The following is a 14,872-nucleotide window of genomic DNA, read 5'->3' as shown; positions in this document are numbered from 1 at the left end:
GGCGCCGCTGGTCGAGGATCCGCAGCAAGCGGCCCTGCACCGTCACGAGGCCGTCTTCACTGAGGCGCCTGAGGAGCCTGTTGGTGTGGACGATCGACAGTCCCTGGGACGCGAGAGGCGGGCCTGGCCGAAGGGAACGGGGCAGGTCGCCGTCCGTGAGGCCCACCGTCCCCATGCGTGGAAATGCTCGCAGAGGGCATGGGCGCGGCGCTCCGCCGCCGGGCGCGCGCCAAGGTTGGCGAGCCACTCGCGAGCGATGTTCTGGTCGACCAGGGCGGCGGCCTCGAACGTCTGCCGCAGGCCGGGGAAGCGGCCGAACAGGTTGAGGAGGGCGCCGGCCCGACAGACCGCCGCAGTGCTCGTCGTCAGGGCGGTGATCTTGTGGTCGAGCACGGCGTCCCGCCCCGCAGGGCTGAACGCCTGAGCGAGAACAGCGGCCCGTCGAAAAGGTCCCCCGGCAACAGGAACCCATGATCGGGTGGCCGCCCCACCGGGTCACCTTTGAGCGGGCGGCGCATCCGTCGACCATCATGAGCAGGTCACCCGTCGAGCTTCCCGCAAGGTTGATCGCGGCCTCGCGGCGGAACCCCTGGAGCGTGAACGGGAGCGCTCCGACCGCCTCGTGCTCGGCGGCCCCGAGCGGCCGGATCGACGACAGCTTGGTGGTGAGAAGGCGGGATCCTGGTCCGCGCCGGCTTTGGCGGCGCACGCCTGTTGGACATGGGGGTCTCCACAGGCCGATCGGTAACGCGCGTGCCGATACTTCAAACCGGCCTCGACTGCAGGCGGTTCGGTCCGCAGATTGACCGCTCAAATTTTATCTGTCGCAGCGGGGAAGGCGGCCTTCGTCACGGACTTGTGATCGCCTTCGGAGCGAGTTGCCGCCAAGTCACGCAACTGACAGTTGAACCAAGTGAGGCGGCGCTCGATCTAAGGTTAACGCAGGATGTCCAGAGTTTGACCACCGCGAGAAAGACCCCTCAGGACGCGTGGCTACAGTGATGCCGGTCGGCTGCAAGCTTGAACGGCTTGGCCCGGCGGGATCATACCTGCCGGAGGCAGTCCGGCTACCCGGGCGCCGGCCTCGACCACCCGCCGGAGCGCTGCGGAATACTGCGCCTGTACGGACGTGCGAAGTCGTCGCGCCGCGCTTGTCTCGTGGTCACTGTCTGTCCGGCCATCCCATCCGACCGGGCGACACAACCCAACCACAACATTTGGTATTGTTCCGTGTCTGGGGCGGTGGGCCAATAGAAGCCGTCTCAGGTGAGGCAGGTGTTGGGCTGGCTTCTAAGGAAGCTCTGGCGCCTTTCGAGGGTTGGCAGGGAGCGCGGGCAAATTGCCCAAGCGTTCTTCCTGCTCGGGAGGGGAGCACTATGACCGACATGTTTCGGAACGAGCTTATTGCGCTGATCCCGAAGATGCGAAGCTACGCAACTGTGCTTACGAAATCTCGGGTGAATGCCGATGATCTAGTTCAGGATACCTTGCTGAGAGTCTGGCGGTTCCGCTCGACGTACCAGGAGGGGCACCAGCTCCGGGCGTGGGTCATGAAGATCATGCGCAACGAGTTCCTCAGTCAGCGCGCCCGCCGGTCCGTTGTCGTGGATTTCGCCCAGGGTTTCGAGGACGCGCGGAGCTGCGAGGCGGACCAGGACTGGCGCATGAGCTACGCCGAACTGCTGGACGCCCTCGAGGAGCTTCCCGAGTGCAATCGCGAAGCGCTGCTCCTTGTGGTGGCGCTGGGATTCAGCTGCGAGGAGACCGCCGACCTCCTTGGCTGCGCCGTGGGTACGGTGAAGAGCCGGGTGAGCCGGGCGCGGGAACAGCTGCTGCGGGTGCTTGAGGGCGAGCCGGGGCAAAGCGGGGCCCGCCCGCCGGTCCTGGCGATGGCTCAGTGCTAGGGGCATGCGCTGAATAGTCGCCGACTTTATCTTCGTTAATAGAAATGGCCGCTATGTAGATCTATCCATGATCAAAATGCAGTTGGTAGATGTTGTTGCCAGTTAAGCTTGGACTTGTTCAAGTTGCGGGTAAGATCATGTTTGATGGATTGCGTGCGTCAGTAGTTCCGTGCATTGCGTGGGGATTCGGCAGTGTCGTCGCCGTTCCAGGTGCTGTCCTTCCCTGTCTCGGGCCGCCGCGCAACGGGCTCGCCTCAGCGGGTGTCTGTCCGCGCCGCGCGACTTGGCCGGGGGACGCGAGCACCGGGTGCTGGCGCAATCGGACCCGGCGGCGCCATCCTGCTGCATATCCCGCTCTGTCACGCGCCGGCGGGGCCCCGGTTCCCGGTGCGCACGGGGAGGGTGCGCCATGATGACTCCGGCGACGGCGCCAGCCGAGGTTCCCGGCCGCGTCGAACCTCCGCGGGCTGACCTGCAGGCAGAGGCCCCGAGCTGGTCGCTCCAGGAGCTCCGCACCCTTCGGCCGGCGCTTCGCGCCTACGCCCTGAGTCTGGTCGGCTCGGTGGCGGATGCGGACGACCTCGTGCAGGACGCCCTGCTCAAGGCCTGGCGCTACCGTTCGAGCTACGCGCCCGGCTCCAATCTAAAGGGCTGGCTGTTCCGCATCCTGCGCAACGAGTTCATCACGTTCGCCGGCCGACCCCGCCCCGTAGAGGACATCGACGGCCGGTACGCCGCCCAGCTCCGCGCGCCCGAGAGAGGCGAGCTCTCGGTCGTGGTGGAGGAGGTCCTGGCGGCGCTCGACACGCTTCCGGAGATCTCACGCGAGGCGCTGGTCCACGTGGCGCTCGGCGACAGCCACGAGGAGATCGCGGCGATCTGCGGCTGCCAGGTGGGGAGCGTGAAGAGCCGCGTCAGCCGCGCCCGCGCCCGGCTCATCAAGGCCCTCCAGGTCCGGGAGGGGCCGGTCAGAACCTGTAAGGGGTGCGCAGTACGATCCTCACGTCCGGCGCGTCCGAGGTGACGCCGAACTCGAAGGAGCTGTTCAGCGTCAACCGTTCGCCAAGCCGGAAGGACCAGCCCATCAAGAGGCTGCCCACCTGCAGCGGCTGGGAGGACTGGTCCGTGCCCCCGATCTCCGTGCGGGTGGGCCGGATGTAGTTGTGGGTGTAGCCGAACGAGACCGAGAAGCGCGGGTTCAGCGAGAGGCCGAAGCCCAGCGAGGCGCCGATGGAGGCGCCCGGCTCCACCCGGCCGACGAAGGCGCCCCCCACGTCCCGGTCGATGTCGCGGCCGAAGTTGTGCAGATAGGTGAGGCCGCCGAAGATCACGGCCGGGTCCGTCGGATAGAGCAGGGTCAGGCCGCTCTCCACGGCCCAGAAGCCGGAGCCGGTGGCGAGTTCGCTGGCCACGCCGAACTCGTCATAGTCGACCTCGTAGGGGCCGAGGCCGGTGGGCGACTTGGCCCGGGCTGTCGCGACAAAGATGGGCCAGCCGTTGCGCCCGCCGTTGAGCTGGTAGCGCAGCGACGCCTCGATGTCGCCGATGCCGCGCCCGTCCAGCTCGATGTTCCGCGAGATCGTCTCGTCGCGCTGCGCCAGGGTGGTGATGCGGTCGTGGCGCACCACGTAGGGCGCGCGCAGCTCCACCTCGAGACGGTTGGTCAGTCCATAGCGCGCGGAGATGTTCGCAACGCCGGTGTCGCGGTCGGCGTCGCTCGCCTCGATCACGCCCAGCTGGATCCCCGGCACGATTTCCACGCCACGAAAGACAAGGCGATTGTTGCTCGTCCGGACATATTCGAGGGAGGGGTCGAGCACGAGCTGGCCGGGCGGGGTGAGCACGCCCAGCTCGGCGGGGATCGCCGCGACCTGCGCCGGGGCCGGCGCCTGCCCGACGGGCGCGCCCGGCAACGCGCCAGGCGCAGGGCTCCGCTGTCCTGTTCCTGCCAATGGCGCGGCGGCTGCCGCGCCGAGGGCCGGGCCCGCCGACGACGCCCCGGATCCGCGGCCGTGCGCGCCGGCGAGCAAGTCCTCGCGCTCCGCCCGCAGCGCGTCGATCTCCTGCTGTTGGGCGGCAATGCGCGCGCCCTGCCGGGCGAGCTCGGCGCGGATTTCGTCCAGTTCCCCGCCCGGGCGAGCAGGCTCCGGAGGTCTCGCGCCCTCCGACGCGTGCCGCTCCATCCCGATCGCCGGCCCGGCGGCGAGCAGTACGGCCGGGAGGATCCACCCGGTGATCCGCCAGGGGAGCGCCCTTCCCGACGTCAACGCAGCGATCCGTCGCGCAGGGCGACGTCCATGGCCGACTGGAGGTTTGCGGCCACCCGTGCAGTGGCGATCTGCTGCTGGAATTGCTGGAGCTCGGGCACGATCAGCATGATGTCCGTGACCTGCCGGATCGCCCTGTCATTTGCGGTGTTGAGCACCACGCTGGCGATGCGGTCCTCGCCAAGATGGTGCAGCACCTGGGTCGTCCCGCCTGCCGGGTGCGGCAGCGCCACGGCGCGCGTGCCCTCGGGCGAGACGGCGCCGTCGGCGCCCTGCGTCGCTGTTACGACCCCGTCCCCTGACCAGGCCATCCAGCTCTGCAGCACAAGCCGGCCGTCCACATAGGTCTGGACGGAGGCGGCGAACCCTACCTCCAGGCCGAGCGGCGTCATGAGCCCGGCGCGCTCAGCGCCGAGATCCGCGTCCGGGAGCGGAGGGGACAGGCTTCCCTGGGCGCCGGCTGGCCCCCCGGCCGCCAGCATCAGGGCGACGAGATGGAGGGCGAGGCGTTTCATTGGCCGGACCGCACGAGCGGCGTGATCTGGTAGAGGGGCGGGAGCTCGCGGGTGAAGCTCGCGAGGCTGGTGTCGTCCAGCCGGCGCAGAGGCGGCCGTGGCAGGCTGTCCCACTCGGCCGGGGCGTTGAACCGGCCCGGGGCGGCGCCAGGATGGATGACGAAGGTGACGCCGTTCCAAATCCGGGCGAAGTCGCGCGCCGGATAGGCGGAGAGGCCCCTGGCGGGGTCCCCCACCAGGACCTGCCCCTGGCGCACGCCCTTCACGACCACGAAGTGGCGGTAGCCTTTGATGCGGATCATCACGATGGCCGGGGCCTGGCGGGCGGCGAGCTGGTCGATCGTTTCGCGGAAGCCGTCGGCGGGCAGCCCTCTGGCGGCGAGGTAGGTCTTCATGTCCAGGAGCGAGAACCCGGACCGGCGGATGTTCGCCTGGTCGCCCACGGCGTACATCGCGCGGAACACCTGCGCCTCGTCCACCGGCCGCCCATAGTGGTGGCGCAGGAGGGTGGCCACCGCCGCCGACCCGCAGCTGTAGTCGTACTGTTGCCGGACCACGGTCCTGAAGGGCATGTCGCGCAGGCTCGTGACCGTCGCTGCGAAGACCCCCACGCTGCTGTTGAAGTCGGCCTGCGCCAGGCACGGCGGTGCGGTCGCCGAGACGGTGAGCGCGGCGATCAGGGCCGCGAGCGAGCGGACAGGAGCTGGCATCACGGCCCCGGCGCGGGGCCGATGCTGATGTTGATCGCCCCCTGCAGCGTGTTGTTCGCCCCGGTGTTGATCACGAAGTTGCCGATGCCCGCGAAGCCGTCGAGGGCGTCGGCCGCGAACGTCACCGGGCCCGAGGTGAGAGAGCCCGCGTTCACAACATTGCCGCTGCTGGTCGCGCTGAGCTGCTGGCGCGAGAGCACCTCCACCCTGACAGCGTCGCCGCCGCGGATCCCGGCCATGTCCTCCGGGTCCAGCGGCCCCCCGGCGGGGGGCGAGGCTTCCGACGGTTGCGGGGCGGCGCCTGCCGGCGGGCAGGGCGGCTGGGCCCACGCGGGGGTCCAGGCGACGAGAGCGGCTGCGCAGCAGAGCGCAGGGGAAGGGCGTGGCACGGGGTCTCTCCGGTTGCATGGCGGGAAGGCGGTCGCGGCGGGGTGCGCCCGCCGCGGCCGGCCCGCCCTCAGGGCGCCGTCGTGGTGGTCGGCGTCCCGAAGCTGATGTTGGCGTTGGCGGACAGGGCCGTCGCCGACTGGTTCAGCGAGCCGACGCCGGTGTTGAAGCTCGCCGTCTGGACGCCCGCGAAGTTGGCGAACGAGCCACCGTCGATCGCGATGCCGCCCGTAGTCACGGCCCCCTGTGTCGGGGTTCCGCCTGCTCCGCCAGGGCCGCCGGCGAGGCCGTCAGCGGCGTCCCCGCCGTCCGAGTAGTTGTCGCCGAAGGCGATGGTGATGCCGGTCACGGTTCCGCTCAGTTCCTGCGTCGACATTGTCGTCACAGTGCTGGAGTTGTCGTTGCCCGAGTCGTTGGCCGAATTGTCGGAATAGTCGTTGCCGGCGTTGTCAGTCGAATTGTCGGAGTAGTCGTTGCCGGCGTTGTCGGTCGAATTGTCGTTGCCCGAGTCGTTCGTGGAGTTGTCGTTTCCCGAGTTGTCGGTCGAATTGTCCGAGTTGTCGTTTCCCGAGTTGTTCGTCGAGCTGTCGTTCCCGGAATCGTTCGTCGAACTGTCCGAGTTGGTCGAGTTGTCGTTGCCCGAGTTGTTGGTGCTGGCGGCCGCGGCCCCGCCGCCCCCGCCGCCGGCGGCGGTCGCGTCGACCGAGGTGGCCGTGGCGCTCTGGGCGAGCGCAGGGCTGCAGATCGCCGCCGCCAGGATGAGGGCCGATGTTGTGGCGAATAGCTTGAAGTTCATGGAACCCCTCCAGGGATGGTCTCGGAGGCTGACCCTCCAGCCGAAACAACCGGGGTTTCGTCTGGCCGGTGATCGCACAACATCTTGAATGGGCACGTCCCGGAATCTTGTCCCATGTTGATGAAACGCCGATCGCACGGCCAGGCGCGCCGCCTTTCCTTGATCGAAGTTATTGATCCCTGATCGTGGCGGGCGTGGCGCCCCGTCGCCAGGGCGCCCGTCCGGACGGAAGCCCCGGCGGGCCGCTCCGCAGTCTCGGCCGCTCCGGCCGCCAGCCTCGCAAAATTACGTCCCCGACCTAACCAATTTTGGGGCTGCGCGCTTGTCGGTCCCGATCCATCGTTCCGTCGTCTGGACGGCGCTCCGCCCAGGCGTCGTCGGGAAGGGACCGCGGGATTGGCCGCGCCTGAGCGCGAGCGCCTCCCGATGCTGGAACAGGAAGGGTGGCTGATGGGGTCGATGAATCTCGCTGCGTCCGGACCAGGCGCTTCCGCCGCAACGTACGTCCCGAGTCTGCAGGGCGACGACGTCGAACGCGTCCGCGCCTTCTGGCGGCGCGTGGAACGCTTCCCCGCCGGGGTGCAGGTTGGGAGCGAGGGGCCGGAGCGCCATCGTCAACTCGTCATCGTCTCCGGCTGGGCGTGCGAGCTGAGGATCCTCCCGGACGGCCGCCGGCAGATCTTCGGGTATCTGCTGCCGGGCGACACCGTCGACACCCAGGCGACGTCCGACCTCGGGGCGCGCGGCGTGGTGGCGCTGACGCACGTTCAGGTCGTCGTCGCGCCCGACCCGGCGAGCGAGGATCCGGCCGCTGCAGAGGCGCGCGCGCGCGCCATCTGGCGGCGGGAGGAGCGCCTGTACGACCACATGGTCCGGATGGGACGGCTCACGGCCCGCGAGCGGATCCTGCACCTGCTGCTGGAACTCTGCGATCGCCTGGAGGCGGTCGGGCTCGTGCGTGCGGACAGCTTCAAGATCCCGCTGACGCAGGAGCTGTTCGCGGACACCCTTGGGCTCAGCGTCGTCCATATCAACCGGACGCTCAAGGCGCTGAGGAAGGAGGGCTGCGTCACGCTCAAGTCGGGCGCGGTGACCCTCCACAACAGGAGCCGGCTCGCGGAGGCGTGCTGCTATCAGGGGCCGCGCGACAACCTGCTGTCGCCCGGCGCCGCCCTACCGCCCGCCCGGGGCCGGGGCGCCGGCCCTTGAGCCTCGAGCGGCCGCAGGGCCTCCCGCCGAGGCCGCCGCCGGCCTGGTCCGGCTCGAATGCGTGTTGGGCGGATCCCTGCACAGCCGCCCGGGAGCGCGCCCCAGCCGGGCCGGCGCAGGGGCTGGACGCGCACGCCCGCCGCCCGTCGGGCGGCGCGGGGACCCTCCGCGCACTGGCGACGGCCGCCTGGATCCGGCGCCCCGATGCGCCAAATGACAGATGCAGGCCGGGTTTCGACTGTTCGGCGGCGTCGCCGCCCCTACGCTCCCCGCCGTGCGGCGCGATCTGGAACAGGGACGGGGCGCGCGGGCGATGAGCCTCCAGCCTCCCGCGGACACGAGGGAAGAGGGCTATTCCGCAGCGCGCCATGTAAGGAGGCTGTCGGTCGGCGGTCGACCGCTCCTGCACGACGAGCGGCGCCATCAGCTCCTCGAATTGAACGATACCGCAGACCTCATCTGGCAGGCGCTCACGTCCGAAGCGGGAGAGGCCTGCGCGGTGCGCCGGCTGCGGGCGCGCGGGCTGACGACGGCCGGGGCGAAGACCTATGTCCGACAGGCCGTTGGCGGATGGCTGGTCGCCGGTCACATGGCGCCGCGGTCGGCCCTCGGCGCTCTGACCGCGCCGCCTGACCACCTTCGCCGGCTCGTCATCGACGAACTGTCGCTCGAGGTCGCCTTCCACGGACTGCCCGCCACCGCCTGCGACCTCGTGGCCGGGCGGTTTCAGCGGGGCGGGGTGGGGGCCGCGGACCGGCTGGCTGTCGTGGCCCATGGAGGCTTGTTTCTGTTCTTCCTGAACGGCGACATCCACGGGGCCTGTCCGCCGGAAGGCCTCGCGCCCCAGCTGAAGGCGGTTCTCACCGAGCTCTACGTCCGGGCCGTGGATGAGGCCTTCCTGGCGCATGGCGCGATGCTCCTCCGACCCGGCGCGAGCCTGTTCCTCAGCGGCCCGCCGGGCGCGGGCAAGACGACGCTCGCCCTGGCGCTGTGCGCCGCCGGCTGGGCTTTCGGCGCTGACGACATCGTCAGGGTCCATCCGGACGGGCGGGCGTCCCCGGTGCCATTCGCCGCCTGCGCCAAGTCCGGCGCCTGGCCCCTGCTCGAACCGGCATGGCCGGAGCTGGGACGCATGGAGGCCTGGACGCGCAGCGACGGTCAGACCGTTCGTTACGTCATGCCGGCGGGCGCCGCCGACCGACGCGCACGGAACCTGGACGTGGTGATCGTGCTGGCGCGGCAGGCAGGCGCCCGGGCGCGGCTGGAGCCGATCGGCGCCATGGACGCCCTGCAGGCCGTCCTCGAGAGCGCCCACGCCGCCAGATGGTCACTGACGGGCGACGCCCTGGCGGCGCTCGCGTCGCGGCTGGACAGGGCGGAGCGCAGGCGGCTGGTCTACTCGGACCTGCAGGGCGCGGTCGGAGCCCTCGAGGAGTTGCATCGTGGGCAGGCTTGAGGCGCTGAGGCAACTCTCCGGAGCGTTGCGTGGGCGTCCTGCCCGGCGGACGGACTGGCGGGCCGTGCTGGGCATGGCGAACGAGGCCCTCGTTACGCCGCAACTGCACGTGGCGCTGCGCGGCGCCGGCGCGCTCGACCGGCTCCCGCCCGACCTGCGGGCTTTCACCGAGGAGGTATTCGTCCGCAATCGCGAGCGGAACCGGCGCCTGTTCTCGCAACTCCACCATGCTGTCGCCGCGCTGAACGCCGCCGGAATTGCACCGGTGCTTCTGAAGGGGGCGGCGCTGTGGGCGAGCCTCGGGCGCCCGCAGCACTTCGACCGCATGCTCCGCGACCTGGACCTGCTCGTTGAACCCGCTGAGCAGGTCCTTGCCGTCGAGGCGCTGGCGGCGGCCGGGTTCCGGGTCCTGGCGCGATACGACGAGCCATGGCGACATGTGGCTGCGGAGCTTGGCCGGGCCGACGACGTTGGGGTCATCGATCTGCATCGCAGGCCACCCGGCCCGCTCAGGATGGCGGGTTTCCCGCAGGCCAGGCGACCCGCCGAATGGGACGGCGTCTTCGCGCTGGCGCCGGAACCCGCGGCGCAGGTCGTCATGCTGGCCATCCATGACCAGCTGCACGAGGGGGGATATTGGCGCGGCGATCTCCCCCTGCGCCACCTGTTCGACATCGCCGCCCTGGCGCCGCACGTCGACTGGGTGTCGGTGGAACAGCTCGCCGGCGCCCGGCTGACGCTGCGCGCGGTGGCGGTGCAGGTGGCGGCGGCCCACAGCTTCGCCGGGCTCGCGCGGGACTGGCCGGCCGCGGCGAGCCTGGCGGTTCGGCTCCAGCACCTGCGCCAGCTTGTCCAACTCGCCTCGCCCCCGATGGTCCGGCCGCTCGCTTGGGTGGCGGCGCTTAGCGAGGCCGCCAACCTCCTGGGACGAGACCGGCTCGTCGGCGACGGGCCTGGCGGGTGGGTCGATCGGCTCGCGAGGTTCCGGACGATCGCCCGGCCCGCGGCGGCCGGGCCGGCCTGAGCCGGACCCGCGCCATCCTCTTCCTGCAGCAGGCCCAACCAAATGACGCAACCTCGAGGCGGCTCTGGCGGCACTATGGCGTTCCCAGCAGTGGAGAAGGAGTGCGCGGCAGATCGGTGGAAACAGGCGGTCGGCCCGACGGTTCGACGTCGTCGGACGCGTCGAGGGTCCTTCGGCCCAGCCCCGCTGCACATGTCTCCGCTTCGGCCTGAGCAGAAAGTGCGAACCCATGACTGACAAGGACAATGTCGACCGGGTCGAACAGGACCGGCGCCTCTTCCTGAGGGGGGTGGGCGTCGCCGTGCCGCCGACGATGGTGATGCTGCTCTCGACGAGCCTGGTCTCGCCGGCCATCGCGGCGTCCGGCGGCGGTGGCGGCGGTGGCGGCGGCGAGTTCTTCGCCCCCCTGGCGCTACCCCTGGTCGGCGTGGCCGCCACGCAGGCCGGTGGGCCGGCCGCCGCCCCGCTGGTCGCCGGTGCGGCCCCGGTGCCGTCGAGCGGAATGGCCACCTCGACCCCTGGGCCGGGGCCGGTGCTCGGGTCGACGACGGGCGGAGCGCCGCCGGTGCTCGCGGCCGCGCCCCCCAGGGGCAAGCCCCCGGCGACGGGGCGGGTCGCGCCGCCGCCGCGCCGCGCCCTGGCGATCCGCAAGGCTGGAGAGCGCGGTTAGGCCCGGGGCGCAACCGCGCAGGAACGACAGCGGATGAAAACGCGCCGGATCAACCGGGCGCTGCGGCTCCAGGGCGCGCAGCGCCGGCTCGCGGCCCTGGCGGCCGTGGTGCTCGCCCTGGCGGCCGTCTGGGCCGTTCTGTCGGTAGCCCCGGCCTATGCGCTCCGCGCCGCCTTGCGAGCGGAGCTCGCCGCAAGCGCGCCGCCTGAGGGGGTCGCCGCCTTCTATGCCGCCCGTGGCTATCGTCCGGTGTGGGTCGAAGCCACCGGCGTCTGGCCCTTCGCCATGCATGCGCGGCTCCTGCCGGCGGCCCGCGAGCGCGCGCGAATTGCTGTCGCCGCGGGAGCGCTGGACCCGGGGTCGCAGACGCTCCGGGACCGGGCCTCCGCCGCCCTGCGCAGGCCGGACCTGGGTCCTCTGCGGGAGGCGGCGCGCGCCGAGTTCGCCCTGTCGGCGTCCCTCGCCGCGCACGCCGAGGCCGTGGCTGGAGCCCGGACGCGCGAACTCGCCTTCGTCGATCCCCTTTTCCCGCCCGCCCCCCCACCCGACGAATTCCTGCAATGGGCCGCGTTTGCGCCGAGCGCGGTGGGTGACGTCGGGAGGCTTAACCCTGTGTATGACCAGCTGGCCGAAGGCCTGGTCGCTTACCGCCGGGAGTGGTCGCAGCTGCCGCAGATGGAGACGCCCGGCGGTCCGCTCCTGCGCCCGGGAGATCGGGGCGCCCGGGTGAGGATCCTGCGCGCGCGCCTGGGACTGCCGGAAGGCGACGAGTTCGACGACGCCCTGGCGCAGGCCCTGTCCCGGTTCCAGGCCGTGCACGGCATCCCCGTCAGCGGATCGGGCGACGGCGCGACGCTCGCGGCCCTCAACCGGGGCGCGGCGCACTACGAGCGCCTGATCCGCGCCAACCTCGAGCGTGCGCGCGGGCTCCCGCCGCCCCTGACGGAACGCTTCATCCTCGTGAACCCGGCCGCCGGGCGGCTCTGGCTCTACGAAGGCGGCCGCGTGGTCGACACGATGCGGGTGATCGTCGGCTCGCGCCGGGAGCAGACCCCGAACATGGTCGGGCTCATCCGCTACATGGTCTACAATCCTTACTGGGAAATCCCGGTGGATATCGCCAGGGAGGCCATCGCTCCGGTCGCCGCGCGCCTCGGACCCGGTTACGTGCGGGCGAGGAACATGCAGGTGCTCTCCGACTGGAGCGACACCGCGCGGGTCGTCAGCGCGGACTCGGTAAACTGGTCGGCGGTCGCCGCCGGCCGGACGGAGGTGCGCCTTCGCCAGGCGCCAGGGCCAACGAACATGATGGGGTCGCTGAAGTTCATGATGCCCAACGAGCTCGGGATCTACCTCCACGACACACCGGACAAGATCCTGTTCGGATCCGATGCGCGCCAGATCAGCGCCGGCTGCGTGCGCGTCGAGCGGGCGAATGACCTGGCCGCCTGGATCCGGATGGAGCGTCCGGTGAACCCCGCGTTCCACGGCCTCGACCAGACGGTGGAGCAGTTCTCGCCGGTGACGGTGTACATCACCTACCTGACCGCCGCCCCCAGCGTGGAAGGCGTCCGGTTCTACCCTGATGTCTACGGGCGCGACAGGTCGGCAGGCATGGGCGTCACCCCCCGATCCCGGGCCTGACAGGCCGAGATCGCCGCCGGTGGTCACGCGCCGGTGAGCAACCCGCCTTATGATAAAACGCACCCCAGAAAGGCGCCCCGCCAGGGCCGCCTGCGGGAACCGCCCGCAGAGCCGCGGATTGCTGACCTGGGACCAAGAGAAGACTTCGGAAACGCGACTGGTCACGGTCCGCGGCGGGTCCGCGGGCCGTGCCTTTTTCGCCACTCCGTGTCGAGCTCCGCCCCGATCGGGCTTGGGAGTGCGGCCTTCGTCGGGACCCTCCGCGGGTCGAGCGGACCGGTCGTCGCCCACTCAAGGGGGCAGCCCCTGTCCTTCCGGCGCCGTGTGCCCGCCGGAGGCGTCAGGGCTCGTTCGCCGAGGAGGGCCAGAACCTGATGCGCCGGCGACGCCGCCAGAGTTCGCGGTCGGCGGTGTCGCGCCGGCTCTCCACCCAGGCGATCGCTTCCCGGTCATCGACGCAGTCGACCGGGAGGGCCCGGACGATCTCGCCGGCCGAGGTCTTGAAGTAGAGCCAGTAGCGGGTCATGGCGCGCTCGGCGGGGGCTCCTGTGCTTTTGACAGCATGCTTCGTTCCCGGCCGGTTTCATTCGCCTAGGAGCGCGCCCGCGCGAGGGACCAGCACGCCACGTTCATACTTCCGTGAACGCCCTCCGCCGGCCGCGCATCGGGTCGGGAGACCGCGAACCGCAGACGGGCTGCGCGCGGCGCCGCGGGTGGCCGGCCTGCATCCGCGTCGTTCAGGCCTGCCGCAGTCCGGCCTCCGGCAGAGGGCCATCTTGGGAGTCCGCATCGAGGCGCCCGGGATCGCGGGCCAGCGCCGACTTCCTGAGGGGCAGGCTGAGCCCGAGGCCGAAGTAGAGCAGCACGGCGGCGGCCGAGATCAGCATGTTGTACGAGGGCAGCTGGGAGAGGCTTGCGGCGACGATGGCCAGGCCCGCAAGTCCGGCGGAGGACCGCCGTCCGGCTGTGGCCGCCTGGGCCCCGAGCCAGGCCAGGATCCCCAGGAAGGCCGCCGCCATCGGAATCCCGTAGCTGGTGGCCAGCTGGATGAGGGCGCTGTCGACGGTCCCGTGCTTGGGATCGAGACGGCCGTTGCCGCTGCTCAGGCGGGTGGCGTTGTCCGTGCTGCCCAGTCCCTTGCCCAGGATCGGCTCCTCGAAGGTGATGGTCTGGTAGAGGATCATCCTGTCGCGCAGGCTCACGTCGGCGCTGCCGGCCCGGAAGCTTTCCACCCGGCTCATCACCGCGCGTTGTATCGGTTCATAGGCGAGCAGCGGCAGTCCCAGGGCCACCACCATCGGGAACACGGCGAACATCCTGACGACCCGGCCGAGGGAGGCCACCCCGGCCAGAAGGGTGACCGCGATCAGCCCCACGGCGAACCCCGCCCATTCCGATCGCACCAGCGAAAGCAGCAAGGCCACCAGCATGGTCGGCGCCAGGAACCATCGCCATGGTCGCGGGTCGAGCAGGGCGGCGATCAGGCCGGCCACCATGACCGCTGCGAACGGCACCGGAGAGTTGAGCGGGCCGAAGACGCGCACCCGGAAGGGCAGGGGCTCTCCGAGGACCGGCATGCCCGAGTTGATCATCCAGCGCCGGTCCCACATCGCCGGCTCCACGAACTGGACGAGGCCGTAGATGCTGGCGGCGAACGCCAGGAGAGACAGGCCGCCCAGGACCGCCGCCTCGAGGCCCGGGGTCTTCTCACGGGCGCCGAGGACATAGAGCCCGAACACCGCCGGCGCTGCCCAGGCGAGCAGGGAGTACGCGGACGGGACGATCCCGTTGTTCACGAAACCCACGGCGAGGGCCCAGCCGAGGGGGAGCGCGAGCAGGGCGAAGGCCGGCGCCTGCGCGAGCCCGGTGCGCCAGGTCCTGTGCGCCAGGATGGCGAGTCCCGTGAGCAGGGTGGGCGTAGCGAGGACGGGGCTGAGCTGGTGGTAGAAGGTGTCCCAGTCCACGAGCCGCCGCACGAACGGCGCCCAGATCCACACCCCGAGGGTAAAGACGACGAAGCCCGCAGGTCGGGCGAGCAGGACCAGGCCCAGGCCCGCGCAGAGCGGCAGGAAGGTCCAGAGCAGCCATCCGGCCCGGCCCAGGGCCGCTAGGCCCAGCACCACCAGCGACACGGCCAGCAGCGCAATCCATCCGGGCCGCGCGCTAGCGTGACCGGCCTCGGGCGTCCACGACATCGCCACCTCCATCTCCTCGCCCGTTCGCCTGAGCGGGCGGGGCAGCTAAGCGCCCCGAGCGCGACGGGACCGCCTCAAATGACCGCTCCGCAGGC

Annotated in this window: 15 protein-coding genes; 7 read left to right on the top strand and 8 right to left on the bottom strand. The window is 70.9% G+C overall.

Going from position 1 to position 14,872, the window contains the following annotated elements; translation table 11 throughout:
• Positions 1–42: 42 nt before the first annotated feature.
• Complete coding sequence (locus tag VM685_RS00640) at positions 43–393, bottom strand: hypothetical protein (protein WP_325458171.1); 351 nt, start codon at positions 391–393, stop codon at positions 43–45.
• Between the two features lie 983 nt (positions 394–1,376).
• On the opposite strand from VM685_RS00640, the gene VM685_RS00635 reads away from it, so the two are divergent.
• Positions 1,377–1,904 (top strand): sigma-70 family RNA polymerase sigma factor, encoded by a 528-nt coding sequence (locus VM685_RS00635; protein ID WP_325458170.1) that lies wholly within the window; start codon positions 1,377–1,379, stop codon positions 1,902–1,904.
• Positions 1,905–2,313: 409 nt separating this feature from the next.
• Positions 2,314–2,928 (top strand): sigma-70 family RNA polymerase sigma factor, encoded by a 615-nt coding sequence (locus tag VM685_RS00630; protein ID WP_325458169.1) that lies wholly within the window; start codon positions 2,314–2,316, stop codon positions 2,926–2,928.
• On the opposite strand, the gene VM685_RS00625 is transcribed toward VM685_RS00630, so the two are convergent.
• From VM685_RS00625 to VM685_RS00605, 5 genes are all read right to left on the bottom strand, one after another.
• Positions 2,873–3,817 (bottom strand): transporter, encoded by a 945-nt coding sequence (locus tag VM685_RS00625; RefSeq protein ID WP_325458168.1) that lies wholly within the window; start codon positions 3,815–3,817, stop codon positions 2,873–2,875. The two genes, VM685_RS00630 and VM685_RS00625, sit on opposite strands and share 56 nt — an antisense overlap.
• 350 nt (positions 3,818–4,167) lie before the next feature.
• Positions 4,168–4,563, bottom strand: a complete 396-nt coding sequence (locus VM685_RS00620; protein ID WP_325458167.1) for a hypothetical protein — start codon at positions 4,561–4,563, stop codon at positions 4,168–4,170.
• Positions 4,564–4,682: 119 nt separating this feature from the next.
• Complete coding sequence (locus VM685_RS00615; RefSeq protein ID WP_325458166.1) at positions 4,683–5,396, bottom strand: C39 family peptidase; 714 nt, start codon at positions 5,394–5,396, stop codon at positions 4,683–4,685.
• Positions 5,396–5,635 (bottom strand): hypothetical protein, encoded by a 240-nt coding sequence (locus VM685_RS00610; RefSeq protein ID WP_325458165.1) that lies wholly within the window; start codon positions 5,633–5,635, stop codon positions 5,396–5,398. The genes VM685_RS00615 and VM685_RS00610 overlap by 1 nt, the downstream gene beginning before the upstream one ends.
• Before the next feature lie 218 nt (positions 5,636–5,853).
• On the bottom strand, positions 5,854–6,579 hold the full coding sequence (locus VM685_RS00605; RefSeq protein ID WP_325458164.1) for a hypothetical protein: 726 nt from the start codon (positions 6,577–6,579) through the stop codon (positions 5,854–5,856).
• A 426-nt stretch (positions 6,580–7,005) separates the two neighbouring features.
• Between VM685_RS00605 and VM685_RS00600 the strand changes: the two genes are divergently transcribed.
• From VM685_RS00600 to VM685_RS00580, 5 genes are all read left to right on the top strand, one after another.
• A complete protein-coding gene (locus tag VM685_RS00600; protein WP_325458163.1) occupies positions 7,006–7,788 on the top strand; it encodes a Crp/Fnr family transcriptional regulator in 783 nt (260 codons plus the stop codon).
• 220 nt (positions 7,789–8,008) lie between these two features.
• On the top strand, positions 8,009–9,244 hold the full coding sequence (locus VM685_RS00595; protein WP_325458162.1) for a hypothetical protein: 1,236 nt from the start codon (positions 8,009–8,011) through the stop codon (positions 9,242–9,244).
• Complete coding sequence (locus VM685_RS00590) at positions 9,231–10,268, top strand: nucleotidyltransferase family protein (RefSeq protein WP_325458161.1); 1,038 nt, start codon at positions 9,231–9,233, stop codon at positions 10,266–10,268. The genes VM685_RS00595 and VM685_RS00590 overlap by 14 nt, the downstream gene beginning before the upstream one ends.
• A 229-nt stretch (positions 10,269–10,497) precedes the next feature.
• Positions 10,498–10,938 carry a hypothetical protein gene (locus VM685_RS00585; RefSeq protein ID WP_325458160.1) on the top strand — a complete coding sequence of 147 codons (441 nt, stop codon included), beginning with the start codon at positions 10,498–10,500 and terminating at the stop codon, positions 10,936–10,938.
• Between the two features lie 33 nt (positions 10,939–10,971).
• Positions 10,972–12,582, top strand: coding sequence for a L,D-transpeptidase family protein (locus tag VM685_RS00580; RefSeq protein WP_325458159.1), 1,611 nt, complete (start codon positions 10,972–10,974; stop codon positions 12,580–12,582).
• Positions 12,583–12,922: 340 nt separating this feature from the next.
• Here the strand turns inward: VM685_RS00580 and VM685_RS00575 are convergent, their stop codons facing one another.
• A complete protein-coding gene (locus tag VM685_RS00575) occupies positions 12,923–13,108 on the bottom strand; it encodes a hypothetical protein (RefSeq protein ID WP_325458158.1) in 186 nt (61 codons plus the stop codon).
• A gap of 211 nt (positions 13,109–13,319) precedes the next feature.
• Positions 13,320–14,777 carry an O-antigen ligase family protein gene (locus VM685_RS00570; protein WP_325458189.1) on the bottom strand — a complete coding sequence of 486 codons (1,458 nt, stop codon included), beginning with the start codon at positions 14,775–14,777 and terminating at the stop codon, positions 13,320–13,322.
• Positions 14,778–14,872 lie beyond the last annotated feature (95 nt).

The organism is Phenylobacterium sp. (assembly GCF_035539035.1).
Classification (GTDB): domain Bacteria; phylum Pseudomonadota; class Alphaproteobacteria; order Caulobacterales; family Caulobacteraceae; genus Phenylobacterium.
The sequence above is the reverse complement of the archived record's forward strand: the minus strand, read 5'-3'. Positions and strand labels throughout refer to the sequence as shown.

Excerpts from the sequence above, each read along its gene's own strand:
- VM685_RS00600 (WP_325458163.1), top strand. The coding sequence starts at position 7,006 with ATGCTGGAACAGGAAGGGTGGCTGATGGGGTCGATGAATCTCGCTGCG.
- VM685_RS00605 (WP_325458164.1), bottom strand. The coding sequence starts at position 6,579 with ATGAACTTCAAGCTATTCGCCACAACATCGGCCCTCATCCTGGCGGCG.
- VM685_RS00610 (WP_325458165.1), bottom strand. The coding sequence starts at position 5,635 with ATGGCCGGGATCCGCGGCGGCGACGCTGTCAGGGTGGAGGTGCTCTCG.
- VM685_RS00595 (WP_325458162.1), top strand. The coding sequence starts at position 8,009 with ATGCAGGCCGGGTTTCGACTGTTCGGCGGCGTCGCCGCCCCTACGCTC.
- VM685_RS00580 (WP_325458159.1), top strand. The coding sequence starts at position 10,972 with ATGAAAACGCGCCGGATCAACCGGGCGCTGCGGCTCCAGGGCGCGCAG.
- VM685_RS00620 (WP_325458167.1), bottom strand. The coding sequence starts at position 4,563 with ATGACGCCGCTCGGCCTGGAGGTAGGGTTCGCCGCCTCCGTCCAGACC.
- VM685_RS00630 (WP_325458169.1), top strand. The coding sequence starts at position 2,314 with ATGATGACTCCGGCGACGGCGCCAGCCGAGGTTCCCGGCCGCGTCGAA.
- VM685_RS00615 (WP_325458166.1), bottom strand. The coding sequence starts at position 5,396 with ATGCCAGCTCCTGTCCGCTCGCTCGCGGCCCTGATCGCCGCGCTCACC.
- VM685_RS00635 (WP_325458170.1), top strand. The coding sequence starts at position 1,377 with ATGACCGACATGTTTCGGAACGAGCTTATTGCGCTGATCCCGAAGATG.
- VM685_RS00585 (WP_325458160.1), top strand. The coding sequence starts at position 10,498 with ATGACTGACAAGGACAATGTCGACCGGGTCGAACAGGACCGGCGCCTC.
- VM685_RS00570 (WP_325458189.1), bottom strand. The coding sequence starts at position 14,777 with ATGTCGTGGACGCCCGAGGCCGGTCACGCTAGCGCGCGGCCCGGATGG.
- VM685_RS00575 (WP_325458158.1), bottom strand. The coding sequence starts at position 13,108 with ATGACCCGCTACTGGCTCTACTTCAAGACCTCGGCCGGCGAGATCGTC.